16 protein-coding genes and 1 tRNA gene are annotated in these 14,605 nt (G+C 69.8%); 7 read left to right on the top strand and 10 right to left on the bottom strand.

Annotated features, from left to right (window positions below):
- Positions 1-72 precede the first annotated feature (72 nt).
- From ABGB12_RS14370 to ABGB12_RS14355, 4 genes are all read right to left on the bottom strand, one after another.
- Positions 73-1,062 carry a DUF2637 domain-containing protein gene (locus ABGB12_RS14370; protein WP_347677933.1) on the bottom strand — a complete coding sequence of 330 codons (990 nt, stop codon included), beginning with the start codon at positions 1,060-1,062 and terminating at the stop codon, positions 73-75.
- Between the two features lie 337 nt (positions 1,063-1,399).
- The gene (locus ABGB12_RS14365) at positions 1,400-1,804 is read right to left on the bottom strand and encodes a VOC family protein (RefSeq protein ID WP_347677932.1); all 405 of its coding nucleotides are present in this window, start codon (positions 1,802-1,804) and stop codon (positions 1,400-1,402) included.
- Positions 1,805-1,808: 4 nt separating this feature from the next.
- Positions 1,809-2,600 (bottom strand): helix-turn-helix transcriptional regulator, encoded by a 792-nt coding sequence (locus ABGB12_RS14360; RefSeq protein WP_347677931.1) that lies wholly within the window; start codon positions 2,598-2,600, stop codon positions 1,809-1,811.
- A 128-nt stretch (positions 2,601-2,728) separates the two neighbouring features.
- Entirely contained in the window at positions 2,729-3,055 is a 327-nt protein-coding gene (locus tag ABGB12_RS14355; RefSeq protein ID WP_347677929.1) for a hypothetical protein, read from the bottom strand.
- Between the two features lie 38 nt (positions 3,056-3,093).
- Here ABGB12_RS14355 and ABGB12_RS14350 point away from each other — a divergent pair, with 38 nt between their 5' ends.
- Positions 3,094-3,843 (top strand): SGNH/GDSL hydrolase family protein, encoded by a 750-nt coding sequence (locus ABGB12_RS14350; protein WP_347677927.1) that lies wholly within the window; start codon positions 3,094-3,096, stop codon positions 3,841-3,843.
- A 283-nt stretch (positions 3,844-4,126) separates the two neighbouring features.
- Here the strand turns inward: ABGB12_RS14350 and ABGB12_RS14345 are convergent.
- Positions 4,127-4,198 (bottom strand) — tRNA-Val (locus ABGB12_RS14345).
- Between the two features lie 362 nt (positions 4,199-4,560).
- The gene (locus tag ABGB12_RS14340; RefSeq protein WP_347677925.1) at positions 4,561-5,298 is read right to left on the bottom strand and encodes a hypothetical protein; all 738 of its coding nucleotides are present in this window, start codon (positions 5,296-5,298) and stop codon (positions 4,561-4,563) included.
- Positions 5,299-5,469: 171 nt separating this feature from the next.
- Between ABGB12_RS14340 and ABGB12_RS14335 the strand changes: the two genes are divergently transcribed.
- Positions 5,470-5,901 carry a hypothetical protein gene (locus ABGB12_RS14335; RefSeq protein WP_347677923.1) on the top strand — a complete coding sequence of 144 codons (432 nt, stop codon included), beginning with the start codon at positions 5,470-5,472 and terminating at the stop codon, positions 5,899-5,901.
- A gap of 72 nt (positions 5,902-5,973) precedes the next feature.
- On the opposite strand, the gene ABGB12_RS14330 is transcribed toward ABGB12_RS14335, so the two are convergent.
- The 3 genes from ABGB12_RS14330 to ABGB12_RS14320 form a co-directional block, all read right to left on the bottom strand.
- A complete protein-coding gene (locus ABGB12_RS14330) occupies positions 5,974-6,795 on the bottom strand; it encodes an alpha/beta hydrolase (RefSeq protein WP_347677921.1) in 822 nt (273 codons plus the stop codon).
- A gap of 120 nt (positions 6,796-6,915) precedes the next feature.
- Positions 6,916-7,815 carry a PAC2 family protein gene (locus ABGB12_RS14325; protein WP_347679169.1) on the bottom strand — a complete coding sequence of 300 codons (900 nt, stop codon included), beginning with the start codon at positions 7,813-7,815 and terminating at the stop codon, positions 6,916-6,918.
- A gap of 147 nt (positions 7,816-7,962) precedes the next feature.
- A complete protein-coding gene (locus tag ABGB12_RS14320; protein ID WP_347677919.1) occupies positions 7,963-8,910 on the bottom strand; it encodes a phosphoribulokinase in 948 nt (315 codons plus the stop codon).
- A 150-nt stretch (positions 8,911-9,060) separates the two neighbouring features.
- On the opposite strand from ABGB12_RS14320, the gene ABGB12_RS14315 reads away from it, so the two are divergent.
- Positions 9,061-9,717, top strand: coding sequence for a response regulator transcription factor (locus tag ABGB12_RS14315; RefSeq protein ID WP_347677917.1), 657 nt, complete (start codon positions 9,061-9,063; stop codon positions 9,715-9,717).
- Positions 9,714-10,853, top strand: coding sequence for a sensor histidine kinase (locus ABGB12_RS14310; protein ID WP_347677915.1), 1,140 nt, complete (start codon positions 9,714-9,716; stop codon positions 10,851-10,853). Before ABGB12_RS14315 ends, ABGB12_RS14310 begins: the two co-directional genes overlap by 4 nt.
- On the opposite strand, the gene ABGB12_RS14305 is transcribed toward ABGB12_RS14310, so the two are convergent.
- Positions 10,850-11,710, bottom strand: coding sequence for a LysR substrate-binding domain-containing protein (locus tag ABGB12_RS14305; protein WP_347677913.1), 861 nt, complete (start codon positions 11,708-11,710; stop codon positions 10,850-10,852). The genes ABGB12_RS14310 and ABGB12_RS14305 overlap by 4 nt on opposite strands.
- A 95-nt stretch (positions 11,711-11,805) precedes the next feature.
- Here ABGB12_RS14305 and ABGB12_RS14300 point away from each other — a divergent pair, with 95 nt between their 5' ends.
- From ABGB12_RS14300 to cbbX, 3 genes are read left to right on the top strand one after another with little or no spacing between them, the layout of a single operon-like run.
- Complete coding sequence (locus ABGB12_RS14300; RefSeq protein WP_347677911.1) at positions 11,806-13,233, top strand: form I ribulose bisphosphate carboxylase large subunit; 1,428 nt, start codon at positions 11,806-11,808, stop codon at positions 13,231-13,233.
- A complete protein-coding gene (locus ABGB12_RS14295) occupies positions 13,233-13,649 on the top strand; it encodes a ribulose bisphosphate carboxylase small subunit (RefSeq protein WP_347677909.1) in 417 nt (138 codons plus the stop codon). The genes ABGB12_RS14300 and ABGB12_RS14295 overlap by 1 nt, the downstream gene beginning before the upstream one ends.
- An 18-nt stretch (positions 13,650-13,667) precedes the next feature.
- Positions 13,668-14,600 carry a CbbX protein gene (gene cbbX, locus ABGB12_RS14290; RefSeq protein ID WP_347677907.1) on the top strand — a complete coding sequence of 311 codons (933 nt, stop codon included), beginning with the start codon at positions 13,668-13,670 and terminating at the stop codon, positions 14,598-14,600.
- Positions 14,601-14,605: the final 5 nt, after the last annotated feature.

Here is a 14,605-nt window from a genome sequence, read left to right as displayed (position 1 = left end):
GACGAGCACGACGAAGGCCGGGGGCTCCTGGAGGAGCCGCCCGGCCTTCGTCGTGCTTCTGAGAGGTGCGGGTCAGGCGCGCCAGTTGCGGACGAGGTCGCGCAGGGCGACCTTGTCGAACTCGACGCCGAGATCGGTCAGCTCCTGAGCGACGAGCTTGCCGTCGGGGCCGTGCTTGGCGACGAGGCGGTAGGCGAAGTAGGGGAACCAGTGGTTCTCGCGGATCTTGGCGACCTCGGACCTGTCGATGGCGTAGCCCTCGGAGGCCAGGTCCTCGCAGGCCTTGGCGATGTCACCGGTGTGCCGGTTGAGCGCGTCGGTGACGATGGTGCGCATGCTGGTCGGGTCGGGCTGCGGCTTGAGGTCGGGGGTGGACGCCCCCTTGTCCTCCTCGACGGCGGGCAGCAGGTCGACGAAGGTCTGCTCGGCGGGAGTCTCCGGCACGGCGGCGACGGGGACCTCCTCGGGGACGCGCTCCGCGGCCTTGGCGGCGTCGACGATCGGGTCTGCCAGCTTCCCGGCGGGCGCCTCGAGCTCGGCGACCCGGACGGCGCTCGCGGTGATCTGGCGCAGCTCGGCGGACGCCTCCAGCGCCTTCTCCTCCTCCTGCAGGCCCGGCATCTGCACGACGTAACGGTGCAGCGTCCGCAGCAGCACGAACAGACCGAGCATCGACACGATCGGCGGCACCGCCGCGGTCGCCTGGTAGGAGAACTCCTTGTTCAGCACGTGGCCGACGTTGAACACCAGCGACGCCGTCCAGCCGGCGAGCGCGATGAACAACGGAAGCATGAAGTCCATCCAGCTGAGCAGGCTCTTGCGGATGGCGTACGCGTCCAGCGCGAGCAGGAACAGGCCCAGCTCGCCGACGATGATGAACAGGTCCACCAGCAGCGGGAAGGACGCCGCCTTCCAGCCGCTGAGGCCGTGCTCCAGCGCCCACTCGTGCAGACCGGAGTAGGACTGTGCGAACCCTCCGCCCGTCGCGATGAGGACCGCGGCGGCCATCAGACCCACCGCAGCCCATCGAGTTACGGTTTTGGCCTTGAAGACGGCGCTCATCGGGTACTCCACTCAACTCTTGAAATGACCTTGGAGGAGAATATCCCTCCCCTTGGGGATCGGGAGTCAACTTCAACTTCTTTGTCCGACTCGTTGCTCAACCGACCCAACGGAGGGGGATGGAGGGCATCGAAGCACAACTCCCCGCTCCGCGGGGTCCCGTTACGCACACCGGTGCGGTTCCGCGTCCGGACTCGGCACCGCCGCCGTCCGGACGCTCCCGGTTCGAACCGCTCTGGTGTCGACTGTCCGGGTTCAGTCGAGGCTGACGCACCCGGCGGCCCACCTCGCCGGCCGACGTGAACCGGAGGCGACCGCTCACTAGCGGAGCCGTTCCTCAGCCCTTGCGCGGTTCCCCGCGATACGTCCCGAAAGACCAGAGGTTGCCCTCCGGATCGCGGACGATGAAGTCCCGTGAGCCGTAATCGGTGTCGCTCAGCTCCCGCACGACCGTCGCCCCCGCCTTGACCGCCCTCTCGTAGAGCGCGTCCGGCTCGTCGGTGACGACATAGGCCCCGAAACTCCCCGGGGCCAGAGGGAAGACGTCCCCCGGCTCGTCCCGTACCGAGCCGAGCATGACTCCCCCGCCCAGCGGCCAGTCGAGCTGCGCGTGGTGGACGATGTCGCCCTCCCCGTGCACGGCGGTCTCCTCGAACCCGAACGCCTCGACGAGGAAAGCGATCAGTCTGCGTGCGTCCCTGGCCCTGAGCGAGGGCCAGACCTGCGGTCGTGGTGTGGTCATGAACTCACCTTCTCCCCGGACTCGCCTCCCCGTCTTGAACGAAACGGAACCCCTCCCCGAACTCGTTCTCCAGGTACCGCACCGGTGAGAGCCCCGCCAGTTCACGGAACTCCCGGGTGAGATGCGCCTGGTCGGCGTACCCGCAACCGTGCGCAACCTCCGCCAGGCGCAGCTCCCGCCCGTTCCCTATCCGTCCCTGCAGTTCCATCCGCGCCCGATCGAACCGGATCACCCGCCCGGCGGCCTTGGGCGACAGCCCCACCTGCTCGCGGAACCGGCGCCGCAGGTATCTGGCGCTCCACCCCACTTCCCCGGCCAGTTCCTCGACGCGGGCCGCCCCGCCCGTCTGGTGCAGCCGCCGCAGCCCCCAGGCGACCTCACCGTCCACGCCCGGATCCGGCCGCTCCCGGCGCAGCAGGAACTCCTCGACGAGCCGGAACCGCTCGGCCCACCCCCGTGCGGCCGCCAGCCGCTCCCTCAGCTCGCCGGCTCCGGCGAGCAGGTCCTCGCCCGCGAGGACCTCCCCCGTCAACTCGCCCGCCGGAACCCCCAGCAGCGAGCGGGCGCCCAGCGGGCTGAGCCCGACCTGGATCCCCGTCTGGTACCCCTCGTGCGCGATCATCACCGGCTCGGTGTGCAGCCCGCCCAAGACCACCCCGAGCTCCCGGACGCCAGAGCCCTCCACCACCCGTATCGGATCTCCGAACGTCACGACCATCGTCAGCCAGGGCGATGGCACTCCCCGGTGCACTCGCGGCACCCCCACGCCCTGGCGGTACCCGTGAAGCCTCTCCACCCGGCCCCGGAGTCCTCTCCCGGGAACCCGGGACACCATCTCCATTCCTCCACGCTAAGCACCTCCACCGACAGTTCACGCACGCGGGCCGGCCGGGAAACGACCCGGCCGGTCTGCGCAGAGGAGGATCAACGCGTCCTTCTGCGCTCTCCCACACGCTCAAAGCCGAAGAGGACATTGTTGATCTGGAGCCCGTCGAACACGCCGCCGAAGGCGTTGTCGGTGCCTTTCTGGACGGCCACGCTGTGGCTGATCACCGCTCTCGGCATCCCACTGCCACAGTCCTCGCCGGCGCCCTCGAAGAGGGTGGAGATCTCGCCTCTGCCGAAACAAGACGTACCGGAATGCTTCCACGCAGACAGACCTTGCAGCGTCGTTCGCACCAAGCGACCAGCGTCCTCCAACGCATCCGGGCGGTCCCGCGACGTCCTCGTCCACTTGCGGGCTTCGTTCACAGAAGGAGATTGGTGAGGGCTTTGTTAGCATCTGCGGCATGGGTCAGGTTGCGGTTCACGCCAGTCGTCCTTTCGCCTTCGCGATGGCGCCGGTTCTGCTGACGCAAGGAGCTCGGGTCCGTCGCAGGACGCCGGTCCTGCCCGAGGCGGGCGGTGAACGTCACGGCGTCGAAGGCGCCGGGCGCGACGAACCTCTGGCTGTTCTCGTGTTCGGTGAGTCGACTGCCGCGGGCGTCGGCGTCCGCACCCAGACGGAGGGACTCGCGTCAGCGCTCGCGGCGGGTCTCGTCCAGCGCGGCGGGCGTTCGGTGGCCTGGCGGGTCGTGGCGCGAACGGGGACGACCGCACGGCAGGCGCTGGTCGATCTGGTACCGCAGATGCGGGACGCCTCCTTCGACGTCATCGTCGTCGCACTCGGTGTCAATGACGTGCTGCGCATGCGTTCGGGGCGGGCATGGCAGAACGACCTCACAGCGCTCATCGCCGCTCTGGAACACCACCTCCGCCCGGGCGGCGGCATCATCCTGGCAGGCGTCCCGGATCTCACCGGTTTCCCGTCCCTTCCCCAACCGATGCGCGCCCTCTTGGCGCTTCACGCCCGCCACCTCGACCGCCGTACGGCCCGCGCCGCCTCGAACACACAGTCGGCGGTGCACGTGAGTTCCCCGAGGATCGAAAGCCACGGACTTTTCGCCGAAGACGGCTTCCACCCGGGTGCTGAGGGCTACCGGCTGTGGGCGGACCACCTCATGGACGCGGTGATGTCCCTGACACACGGCCGCGGGTAGCCACCCGTTTCCGTTCCCGTTCCCTCACTCGACGACACACCCTCGTCTCGCTGCTGTCGGACTCCGGGGTGCCTCTGGAGAACGTCTCCCGCCCGATCGGCCACGAGGGAACCGCGGTGACCGAACTGGTCTACCGGCACCAGATCCGGCCGGTGATCCAGGACGGAACGACGGCCGTGAACGGATCTTCCCGCGCAAGATCGAAGAGGCGTCGTCAGGCAGACAGTCAGGCAGAACGGCGGAAGCCCAATCCGGAATGATCGGATTGGGCTTCCGTGCTGGGTGGGCGTAACTGGGTTCGAACCAGTGACCCCTCGCTTGTAAGGCGAGTGCTCTACCGCTGAGCTATACGCCCCCGTCCTTGGAGGGACCGAGAAAGTGTACCCCGGATAGGAGGAGATCGACGCCTGGCGAGGGTCGGGGGCGGGTTCGCCGGGCGGATCCGGCAGGGGATGCCCCCGACGCCTCCGCGGTTCGCCGGGCCCTTGCCTTGGGTCTTCTGGGAACCGGAAGGCGGCCGGGCGCGTCTCATTGGGCACCCGAAAGAGAGCAGAGCGGTCTGTTTATGAGCATCCTTGTGGTTTTTATTCTGATCGCCGGACTGCTGCTGGCCGGACTGCTGGTGGTCGGCCTGGTGGTGGCCGTGACAGCTTCCCGTAAGGGGCAGCCTTCGGCCCGCCCTCCGCGGCGGCGCTCATCCTGGTCGTCCGGGAGCGGCTACGACGGCTTCTTCGACGCCGGGTCCGGTTCCGACTCCGGTTCTTCCGGGTGCGGTGGAGGAGGGGGCGACTGACCCGGGCCGGGGCTGGTGACCGGCTGCCGCAGGCCTCCTCCGGCGGCACCCATTACCAGCCGGACCATTACGGCCCCGGTGACCGCGGCCATCGTCACCGCCATGGCCGACGCGCCCAGCATGCCGATCAGCGCGATGGTCATGAAGTCCTGTCCCGGCTGCCAGAAGGGGGTGGTGATCCCGGTGAAGACCGCGAGTCCCGCGAGCCATCCCGCCGCGGTGCCCGGTATCCACCTGCCCGCGTGCGGCAGGAGGTCGCGCAGCACCCGCCACTGGACGTAGCCGATCGACAGCAGGACCGCGATGCCCGCCGGGACCATCAGGGCGATCAGCGCGGCGGTCGGGACGGTGCCGCCCAGACTCGCCGGGATCATGGCCAGCAGCCAGGCGCACGCGGCGGCCAGCGCGGTCAGCCGAACCCACCGGCCCAGCGGCAGTTCCGGCAGCATCCCGCGCAGCACCCATCCCTGCGATACCCCGAGAAGCGTGCCTTCGACCGCTCCCGCCGCCACCAGCGAGACCAGCTGCACGAACTGCGAGGCGTCCGCCGTCGCCGCGCCCACGGCGGCCGGCACGAGGAAACCCGTCACCTCTCCGGCTGTCACCGCGAGGGTCCAGCGCGCCCACAACCTTCTGGAGGGCCGTCCGCCCGGCTCGCTCATGTGCACTCCCGCCGTCCGTGGTAAGAGGAACGCCCCCAATGTCGTCGACGGGTGCGCGACCCGTCAGAGTCCTTCGTCCCGGAAACGGCGGGACACCGGGGCAGAACCGGACGGGCCGGGCCCGCATCTCAAAACAGAGAAGCCCCGGCAGCGAGAGAACGGCGGGCGGCCATGAACGACCTCGATTTCCTCTTCTTCCTGATCCCCGGGCTGGTGCTCTCGATCGGCGCGGTCACCCTGTGGCTGACGTTGCGCGCCCACCGTCGTTTCCGCCGTGAGATGTTCGGCGAGGAGAACGTCCCGCTGCTCGCGGCCTTCTTCCCCACCTCGAGCGCCGGGCTTCGGCACCACTCGAGCGGCCACGAAGGCAGAGGCCACTGGGACGGCGGCCACATCGACCACGGCGGGACCCACCACTCCAGCGGCTCCCCGCACACCGATGACCACTCCTCACACACCGAATACTCCGGGCACGGGCCGTCGTACTCCGGGCACGGCCCCAGCCACGACCACGGCAGCTCGTCCTACGACAGCAGCAGCAGTAGCAGCGACTGGGGCTCGAGCAGCTCGTCAAGCTCCGACTCCGGTTCCAGCAGCTGGTGAACACCCGGGAGTCTCCTTGCCGGCCTCGGCGGCGGCCTCGCGCAGGGCGCCGCCGGGATCGCCGGGCCGGGGCTACCCCTGGAGAAAGGCCAGCAGATCCTTTTCGAAGGCGGACCTGTACTCGCCGGTGAGGCCGTGAGGCGCCCCCGGGTAGATCTTGAGTGTGGCCCTTTCGAGCAGCTCGGCGGTCTTCGGGGCGGCGGCCTCGATCGGGACGATCCGGTCGTCGTCTCCGTGGGCGACCAGGACCGGGATGTCGATCTTCTTGAGGTCCTCGGTGAAGTCGGTCTCGGAGAACTGGGCGACGCAGTCCAGGGCGGGTTTGAGACCCGCCTGCATGCTCATCAGCCAGAAGGCGTCGCGGATGCCCTGGGAGACGTCCGAGCCCGGGCGGCCGGCGCCGTAGAAGACGGCGCTGAGGTCCCGGTAGAACTGGGAGCGGTCCTCGCGCAGCCCTTGGCGGATCCCGTCGAACACCTCGATGGACTGCCCCTCGGGGTTGGCCTCGGTCCGCAGCATCAGCGGCGGGACCGCGCCGACCAGCACCGCCTTGGCCGCCCGGGACGTCCCGTGCCTGGCCAGGTACCGGACGACCTCGCCTCCGCCCGTCGAGTGCCCGACGTGGACGGCGTCCCGCAGGTCGAGCTCCTCGACGAGCCGGGCCAGGTCGTCGGCGTAGGTGTCCATGTCGTTGCCGTTCCACGTCTGGGCGGAGCGGCCGTGCCCTCGGCGGTCGTGGGCGACGGCCCGGAAGCCGTGCTCCGCGACGAGGCACATCTGCTCGTCCCACGCGTCGGAGTTGAGCGGCCATCCGTGGCTGAACACCACGGGCTGCCCGCTTCCCCAGTCCTTGTAGTAGATCCGCGCACCATCGGCGACCGTTACATAACTCATGGTGACGAATCTAGATCATGCTCGTCGCGGGCCTTGAGCAGGGTGTGGAAACTCTCCGAGGCCCAGGCGCGAAAGACCCTGCCTACGGCTGCGACGGCGGGACCTGAGGCGCCCCGGTGCTCAGGAGTCTCCGTCCTGCTCGGCGAGGAACTGCTCGAACTGGGCGGCCAGCTCTTCCGCGGTCGGCATCGAGACGTCCTCGGCCAGCAGGGACTCCCGCTCGGCGGAGCCGGCGAAGGCGTCGTACTGCTGTTCCAGCGCACGGACGACCTTCTGCACCTCGTCGGAGCCCTCGACCTGAGCCGCGATCTCCTTGTCGGTCTCCGCGGCGGCCTCGCGCAAAGCGTCACCGGGGATCGCAAGGCCGGTCGCGTTGATCATCGTCTCCAGTGCGGTGACGGCGGCGGCCGGGTAGGCCGACTGCGCCAGGTAGTGCGGCACGTGGATGGCGAAGCCGAGCGCGTCGTGGCCGGACTCGCCCAGCCGCAGCTCCAGCAGAGCCGAGGCGCTGCCGGGCACCTGGACCTTGCCGAACGGCGACTTGGGCCAGCTCAGCAGCTCGGGCCGGGTGCCGTGCGCGGTCAGCCCGAGCGGGCGGGTGTGCGGCACGCCCATCGGGATGCCGTGCGCGGTCACGCTCAGCCGGACGTCGAGCCGCTCGATCAGCGACTGCACGGACGCGGTGAACCTGTCCCAGGCGCGGTCGGGCTCGGGCCCGTCCAGCAGCAGGAACGGCTGTCCCACGGAGTCGTGGACGAGGTGCAGCAGCAGTTCCGGCTTCTCGTAGGACTCCCAGTGGTCCCCGTCGAATTCCATCATCGGTCGGCGTGCCCGGTAGTCGATCAGGTCGTCCAGCTCGAAGGTCGCGACCACCCGGTGCTCGAGTGTCTCCAGGATGTGATCGCGTACCAGCCTGCCCGCGGATCCGGCGTCCATGAAGCCTTCCAGGCGATGCAGCAGTACCGGGCGGTCGAGCTCGGGCAGCTCGTCCTCAAGCCGGTACAGATCCTCGGGGCGCAGCGGACCCACCTCCCAGTCGGCGTATGTTCGGTGCCTTTCAGGGACCAACATAGTGCAGGGAGCGTTTCATCCCGTGTGACGAATACTCCTCCCGTGGACGGCCCCGCGCGACGGGGGGCTCGCGCGGGGCCGTGCCTGCGGGGAGGGTCAGGACGCCAGCCGGACCCGGTCGGCGTTGATCAGGTGGTACAGCAGCAGGAGCTGGGTGATCGCCACCGGGTCGCTGCGGTTGCCGTCGGTGAGCCGGCCGAGCCCTTCGGGGAAGGGCGTGTCCACGTCGAGCCGCTCCCAGACGGCCTTCTTGACGATCTCGGCCTCCTCCGGCGAGACGTCCCCGTGGACGTGCAGGGAGTCCACCGGGCGTCCGTCCGTGTCGCGCAGCAGCCGCAGGTGGAGCGCGTCCGCGCCCCGGACGACCTCGTCCAGCTCCGGGTGGTCGATGGTCGGCCGCAGCAGCACTTCGGCCGACAGCGGCGCGCCGGGCGGATCGTCCCGTCCGGCGAGCGGCCCGAACCGCACGACGATGTCGGCGTGCCTGCGCTGCGGGCGGATGAACGCGGCGCTCTCCAGTTCGCGGCGCCGCAGCTCTTCCAGCACCTGTTCGGGGGTGTAGCCCCGTTTGGTGGTGTCGCGCTGGATCTTCCAGGCGTGCCGCTGCTCCTCGGGCGGGTCGAGGTAGACGGTGATGTCGAAGCAGGCGCGCGCCATCTTGCTGTAGAGCGGCAGCAGCCCTTCGACGATGACGAAGTCCCTCGGCTCGACCAGTTCCGGCCGCACCAGCTTCCCGCTGCCGTGGTCGTAGACGGGCTTGAGGATGGGCTCGCCCATGGCCAGCAGTTGCAGGTGCTGCTCCATCACCTCGATGTGGTTGCAGTCGGGGTGTAGCGCGGTGAACGGTTTGTTCTTGCGTTCCTCCCGGTCGTAGCGGTGGTAGTCGTCGACGCAGACGGCGGTCATGCGGTCCTCGCCGAGACACTCGACCAGTCCCCTGGTCAGGGTCGTCTTGCCGGCCGCGCTGTCCCCCGCTATCGCCAGCATGACCGGACGGCGTCCGGTGCCACGGGCACGCAGCATGTGCACGATCCGATGGGGCACGCTGTCTCCTCGTCTCCGCCTCGGCAGCAGGTCTCACCGTGAAGGTAGGCCGAGGGTGAGGAGTGTTCGTCACCCGAGCGTGGGAAGCGGGGGGTGAAGGAATCCCCCCTCTTACTACTCGCCGGTAGCCAACCTTGTTATGTTGCGGGGATGGCCGCCCCCGTAAGGGTCGTGCTCGTCGACGACCATGAAATGATCCTGGCCGGGCTGCAGGCGATGCTCTCCGGCTTCACCGGCAGAGTGCGCGTCGTCGGCCAGGCCGCCGAACCCTCCGAGGCCACCCGGCTGGTCACGACGCTGCGTCCGGACATCGTCCTGCTGGACGTCCGGCTCGGTCCGCACAGCGGACTCGACCTGTGCCGCGCCCTGTCGGCGACGGCGCCCGACTCCCGGATCGTCTTCCTGTCGGTCTACGACGACGAGCAGTACGTCTTCGAGGCACTGCGCGCCGGGGCCGCCGGTTACCTGCTCAAACGGGTCGACGGGCTGGAGCTGGTGCGCCGCCTGGAGGAGGTCGCCGGCGGCGAGACGGTCGTCGACCCCACCCTGGCCGGGCGGATGGCCGCCAGCGTCGCGCGGCTCAACCGCGGGGAGTTCTGGCCGGGCGCCAACCGGGGCCTGACCCAGCGGGAGAGCGAGGTGCTGTCCCTGCTGGTCGGCGGGTTGTCCAACCGGGCGATCGCGGCCCGGCTGCACCTGTCGGAGGAGACCGTGAAAAGCCATCTGCGCACGCTCTACCGCAAACTCGAGGTGACCGACCGCTCCGCCGCCATCGCCGTCGCGCTGCGCGAGGGGCTCTTTCGTTGAGCGGGCGGGCCCGCGCGCTGGCCCTGTTGGCCGAGCAGGACGTGGCGCTGCTGACCCGTGTCGTCGGCGCGGCCTGCGCGGACCGCGAGCTGAACGGACTGGCCACCGACCTGGCGGCGCTCGTGCTCTCGGCCACTCGGTTCGCCTCGTGCGAGCTGTACGTCCTGGACGACGAGGGCCGGACCCTGGAGTGGACGGGCGGCGCGCCCCGTCCGGACGAGGTCCCGGTCTCCGTGCTGCTCGGCGAGGGACTCATCGGCTGGTGCGCCGCGCACGGGATGTTCCGCGCGCACGAGAACGGCATGGTCTTCCCCGTCCGCGACGAGGCGTCCCGCTCCCTCGCGGTCATCCACGTGCGCGCGCCGGACGGCGAGCGCTGCTCCGAGCACGACGTCGCCCTGGTCAGGGCGCTGGCCGCGTTGTTCGCCCCGGTCGTGTGCTCGGCGAGGAGGCTTCGTATGGCGAGGGAACGCGAGCACTCCGCCGAGGAGTTCGCCGAACGCGCGGTGGAGGCGCAGGAGGCCGAACGCGGAAGGCTGGCCCGTGAGATCCACGACGGCATCGCCCAGCGGCTGGCCAGTCTGGGATTCCACCTGTCCGCCGCGCTGCGCGGCCTGCCCGCCGCCGATTCTTCCGTCGAGGAGGCGCGGCGCCAGATCCTCATCGCCCGGAATCTGTGCGACCTGGCCTCGGCCGAGACCCGGGCCGCGATAGGCGGCCTGCGCCCGCCCGTCCTGGACGACCTGGGCCTGTCGGCGGCGCTGGCGGGTCTGGCTCGTGAGGCCGACGCCCGCCAGCCTTCTCTGGACGTGACCGTCACCGTGACGGGTGAGCTGGACGCGCCGCTGCCCGACCATCTGCAGACGGCGCTGTACCGCATCGCGCAGGAGGCCGTCGGGAACATCCTGCGCCACGCCCAGGCGATGTCGGCCGACATCCTGCTCGAATACGAGCGTGACAGGGTGCGGCTCAGCGTCAGCGACGACGGCCGCGGCTTCCACCCGCACCGGCTCGTCCCCGGTTCGTACGGGCTGCGCGGCATGGCCGAACGCGCCGAACTCCTGGGCGGCCGGATGAGCCTGCAGTCCCTTCCGGGAGAGGGGACCACGGTCCGCGCCGTCCTTCCCCTGCGTTAGGCGCCGGGCGTCCAACCCGAATCGACCAGGTGACGGACGAACAGCTTGGTCGTGGCGGTGGGGGTGGGTCCGGCCACGGCGTGCCAGGGGCGCAGCAGCGGGGTGCCGGGGGCGTCCACCACGCGCAGCCGTCCGTAGGACAGGTCCCGGCGGACGGCGTCGTGGTGGACGAGTGCGACGCCCAGGCCCGCGGCGGCGCCGGCGACCACCGCCCCGTTCGAGCCCAGGACGAGGGTCGGCGGGGCGGCCTCGTGCTCGGCGAGGTAGGCCTCGGCGGCGACGCGGGTGCCCGAGCCCGGCTCCCGCATCACCCAAGGGGTGGTGTGCAGGTCGAATTCCACTCCGGGGGCGGACACGACGACCAGTTCGCTGTCGCAGGTGGCCAGGACCGTCACCCGGGTGCCCGCCGGAGGCCTCCCTCCCAGGACCAGGTCGGCCTCGTGGGCCTCCAGAGCCGCCCAGATCCGGCGGCTGGGCCCCACCTCCAGTGCCAGCTCCACGCGGGGCCAGGCGCGCCGGAAGGCGGCGAGCGACTCGGGCAGGACCTGGTCGGCCGCCGTCGTGACGGCGGCCAGCCTCAGCCGTCCCGCCCCCGGCTCGTGCTCGCCGCGCGCGGCGGCGCGGGCCTCCTCGTGCAGGCCGAGCAGCTTCCTGGCGTAGACGGCGTAGACCCGTCCGGCGGGGGTCAGCACGATGCCGCGTCCCGCCCGTTCCACCAGCGGGACGCCCAGGTCGCGGGCGAGCGCGGCGACGGAGGCGGAGACCGCGGACTCGGTCACGTAGAGCCGTTCGGCGGCGGCGCGGACCGAGCCGGTGTCGGCGAGCACGGCGAACGTCCGCAGTCTGGATTCAGTCATCGCTTGATATTCACCCCGAAACAGTTGATGGACATCAAAAGTGTCGAACCCACATGCTTGCCTCGTCAATGCTCGTCAAAGAGTGGAGCAACCAGATGGGCAGATGGTCCGCGGGCGTGATCCCCTACGCGGAGATGGGCTACTGGCGGCCCGACTACGTGCCGAAGGACAGCGACATCCTGGCCGCCTTCCGCATCACCCCCCAGCCGGGAGTGCCGCCGGAGGAGGCGGGCGCGGCGGTGGCCGGCGAGTCCTCCACCGCGACGTGGACGGTCGTGTGGACCGACCGGCTCACCTCGTACGAGAACTACCAGGCCAAGTGCTACAAGGTGGACCCCGTCCCGGGCACCGACGACCAGTTCATCGCCTACATCGCCTACGACCTGGACCTGTTCGAGGAAGGCTCCATCGCCAACCTCACCTCGTCCATCATCGGCAACGTCTTCGGATTCAAGGCCCTCAAGGCGCTTCGCCTGGAGGACATGCGCATCCCCACGCACTACGTGAAGACGTTCCAGGGCCCCGCACACGGCATCGTCATGGAGCGCGAATACCTGGCGAAGTTCGGCCGCCCCCTGCTCGGCGCGACCGTCAAGCCCAAGCTGGGGCTCAGCGCCCGCAACTACGGACGCGTCGTCTACGAAGCGCTCCGAGGCGGGCTGGACTTCACCAAGGACGACGAGAACATCAACTCCCAGCCGTTCATGCGCTGGCGCGACCGCTTCCTGTACTGCATGGAAGGCGTCACCAAGGCGCAGGCCGCCTCGGGCGAGATCAAGGGCCATTACCTGAACGTGACGGCCGGGACGATGGAGGACATGTACGAGCGGGCGGACTTCGCCAAGCAGCTCGGCAGCGTCGTCGTCATGATCGACCTGACCATCGGCTACACGGCCATCCAATCGATGGCCAAATGGGCGCGCGCCAACGGCGTCCTGCTGCACCTGCACCGCGCCGGCCACTCGACGTACACGAGGCAGAAGAACCACGGCGTGAGCTTCCGCGTCATCTCCAAGTGGATGCGCCTCGCCGGAGTCGACCACATCCACGCCGGGACGGTCGTCGGCAAGCTCGAAGGCGACCCGTACAGCGTCGCCGGGTTCTACGACACCCTCCGCAAGGACAAGATCGAGGCCGACCCCCGCAAGGGCCTGTACTTCGACCAGGAGTGGGCGTCCATGCCGGGAGTCATGCCGGTCGCGTCCGGAGGCATCCACGCCGGGCAGATGCACCAGCTCCTGCACTACCTCGACGAGGACGTCATCCTCCAGTTCGGCGGCGGCACCATCGGCCACCCCATGGGCATCGCGGCCGGCGCGACGGCCAACCGCGTCGCCCTGGAAGCGATGATCAAAGCCCGCAACGAGGGCCGCGACTTCCTCCAGGAGGGCCCCGACATCCTGCGCGCCGCCGCCAAGCACAGCCGCGAACTCGACGTGGCCCTCGCCACCTGGGGCGACATCACCTTCACGTACGCGTCGACCGACACCCCTGACGTCCTGGAAACCCCGGTGGTGAGCTGATGAGGATCACGCAAGGCACCTTCTCCTACCTCCCCGACCTCACGGACGAGGAGGTCACGCTGCAGATCGCGTACGCGCTGGACAACGGCTGGCCGTGCTCGATCGAGTACACCGACGACCCGCACCCCCGCAACAGCTACTGGGAGATGTGGGGCCTGCCGATGTTCGACCTGAAGGACCCCGCCGGGGTGCTGATGGAGCTGAACGAGTGCCGCCGCACCTTCCCGAACCACTACGTGCGGCTCAACGCCTACGACGCCCGTTACGGACGCCAGACGACGGCCCTCCAGTTCATCGTCCAGCGCCCCGCGAACGAGCCCGGTTTCCGCCTCACCCGCGAGGAGACCGCCGACCGCCAGGTCCGCTACACCATGCACGCCTACGCCGCCGACCGCCCCGAGGGCGAGCGGTACTAAAGACGAGGAGTTCCGGCAGTGACAGCCTTCGGTATGCGCCCTCCCGCCCTCGAGGAAGAGTCGCCGCCGGAACTCCTCCCCCGCGACGCGGTGGTGGACCTGGCGCAGGAGCGGGCCGAATCGAAGATCGACGAGGTCCTGGACGCTCTGGACACCGAACTCGTCGGCCTCACCCCGGTCAAGACCCGCATCCGGGAGATCGCCGCGCTGCTGCTCGTCGACCGCGTCCGGGCCCGTTTCGGCCTGGAGGCGGCGCGGCCCAGCCTGCACATGTGCTTCACCGGCAGTCCCGGCACCGGCAAGACGACGGTGGCCGTCCGGCTGGCCGAACTGCTGCACCGCCTCGGCTACCTGCGCAAGGGGCACCTGGTCAGCGTCACCCGCGACGACCTCGTCGGCCAGTACGTCGGGCACACCGCGCCCAAGACCAAGGAGGTCCTCAAACGGGCGATGGGCGGCGTCCTGTTCATCGACGAGGCCTACTACCTGTACCGGGCCGAGAACGAGCGGGACTACGGCCAGGAGGCCATCGAGATCCTGCTGCAGGTGATGGAGAACCAGCGCGACGACGTGGTGGTCGTCCTGGCCGGCTACGCCGACCGCATGGACTCCTTCTTCTCCTCCAACCCCGGCATGAGCTCCCGGATAGCCCACCACATCGACTTCCCCGACTACTCCTCCGAGGAGCTGGAGGAGATCGGCCTGCTCATGCTGGCCCGCGAGGGCTACGGGCTGGCCGCCGAGGCCGGGCCGGTGTTCCGCTCCTACATCGAGCTCCGACGCGCCCAGCCGCGGTTCGCCAACGCCCGTTCCATCCGCAACGCCATCGAACGGGCCAGGCTGCGGCATGCCAGCCGGCTCATGGCCACCGCCCCCAAGGTGGACCTCACCGCGCTGACGACGCTCCTGCCCGAGGACTTCCAGGCCTCCCGCGTCTTCTCCGGGCAGTGACCGGT

The organism is Actinocorallia sp. B10E7, from assembly GCF_039871655.1.
Taxonomy (GTDB): Bacteria; Actinomycetota; Actinomycetes; order Streptosporangiales; family Streptosporangiaceae; genus Actinocorallia.
This window is presented reverse-complemented; position numbering and strand designations above follow the sequence as displayed.

Bases quoted from the DNA above. Each gene is read 5' to 3' on its own strand.
- ABGB12_RS14330 (WP_347677921.1), bottom strand. From the start codon at position 6,795: ATGAGTTATGTAACGGTCGCCGATGGTGCGCGGATCTACTACAAGGAC.
- ABGB12_RS14340 (WP_347677925.1), bottom strand. From the start codon at position 5,298: ATGAGCGAGCCGGGCGGACGGCCCTCCAGAAGGTTGTGGGCGCGCTGG.
- ABGB12_RS14335 (WP_347677923.1), top strand. From the start codon at position 5,470: ATGAACGACCTCGATTTCCTCTTCTTCCTGATCCCCGGGCTGGTGCTC.
- ABGB12_RS14350 (WP_347677927.1), top strand. From the start codon at position 3,094: ATGGGTCAGGTTGCGGTTCACGCCAGTCGTCCTTTCGCCTTCGCGATG.
- ABGB12_RS14365 (WP_347677932.1), bottom strand. From the start codon at position 1,804: ATGACCACACCACGACCGCAGGTCTGGCCCTCGCTCAGGGCCAGGGAC.
- ABGB12_RS14315 (WP_347677917.1), top strand. From the start codon at position 9,061: ATGGCCGCCCCCGTAAGGGTCGTGCTCGTCGACGACCATGAAATGATC.
- ABGB12_RS14300 (WP_347677911.1), top strand. From the start codon at position 11,806: ATGGGCAGATGGTCCGCGGGCGTGATCCCCTACGCGGAGATGGGCTAC.
- ABGB12_RS14370 (WP_347677933.1), bottom strand. From the start codon at position 1,062: ATGAGCGCCGTCTTCAAGGCCAAAACCGTAACTCGATGGGCTGCGGTG.
- ABGB12_RS14295 (WP_347677909.1), top strand. From the start codon at position 13,233: ATGAGGATCACGCAAGGCACCTTCTCCTACCTCCCCGACCTCACGGAC.
- ABGB12_RS14305 (WP_347677913.1), bottom strand. From the start codon at position 11,710: ATGACTGAATCCAGACTGCGGACGTTCGCCGTGCTCGCCGACACCGGC.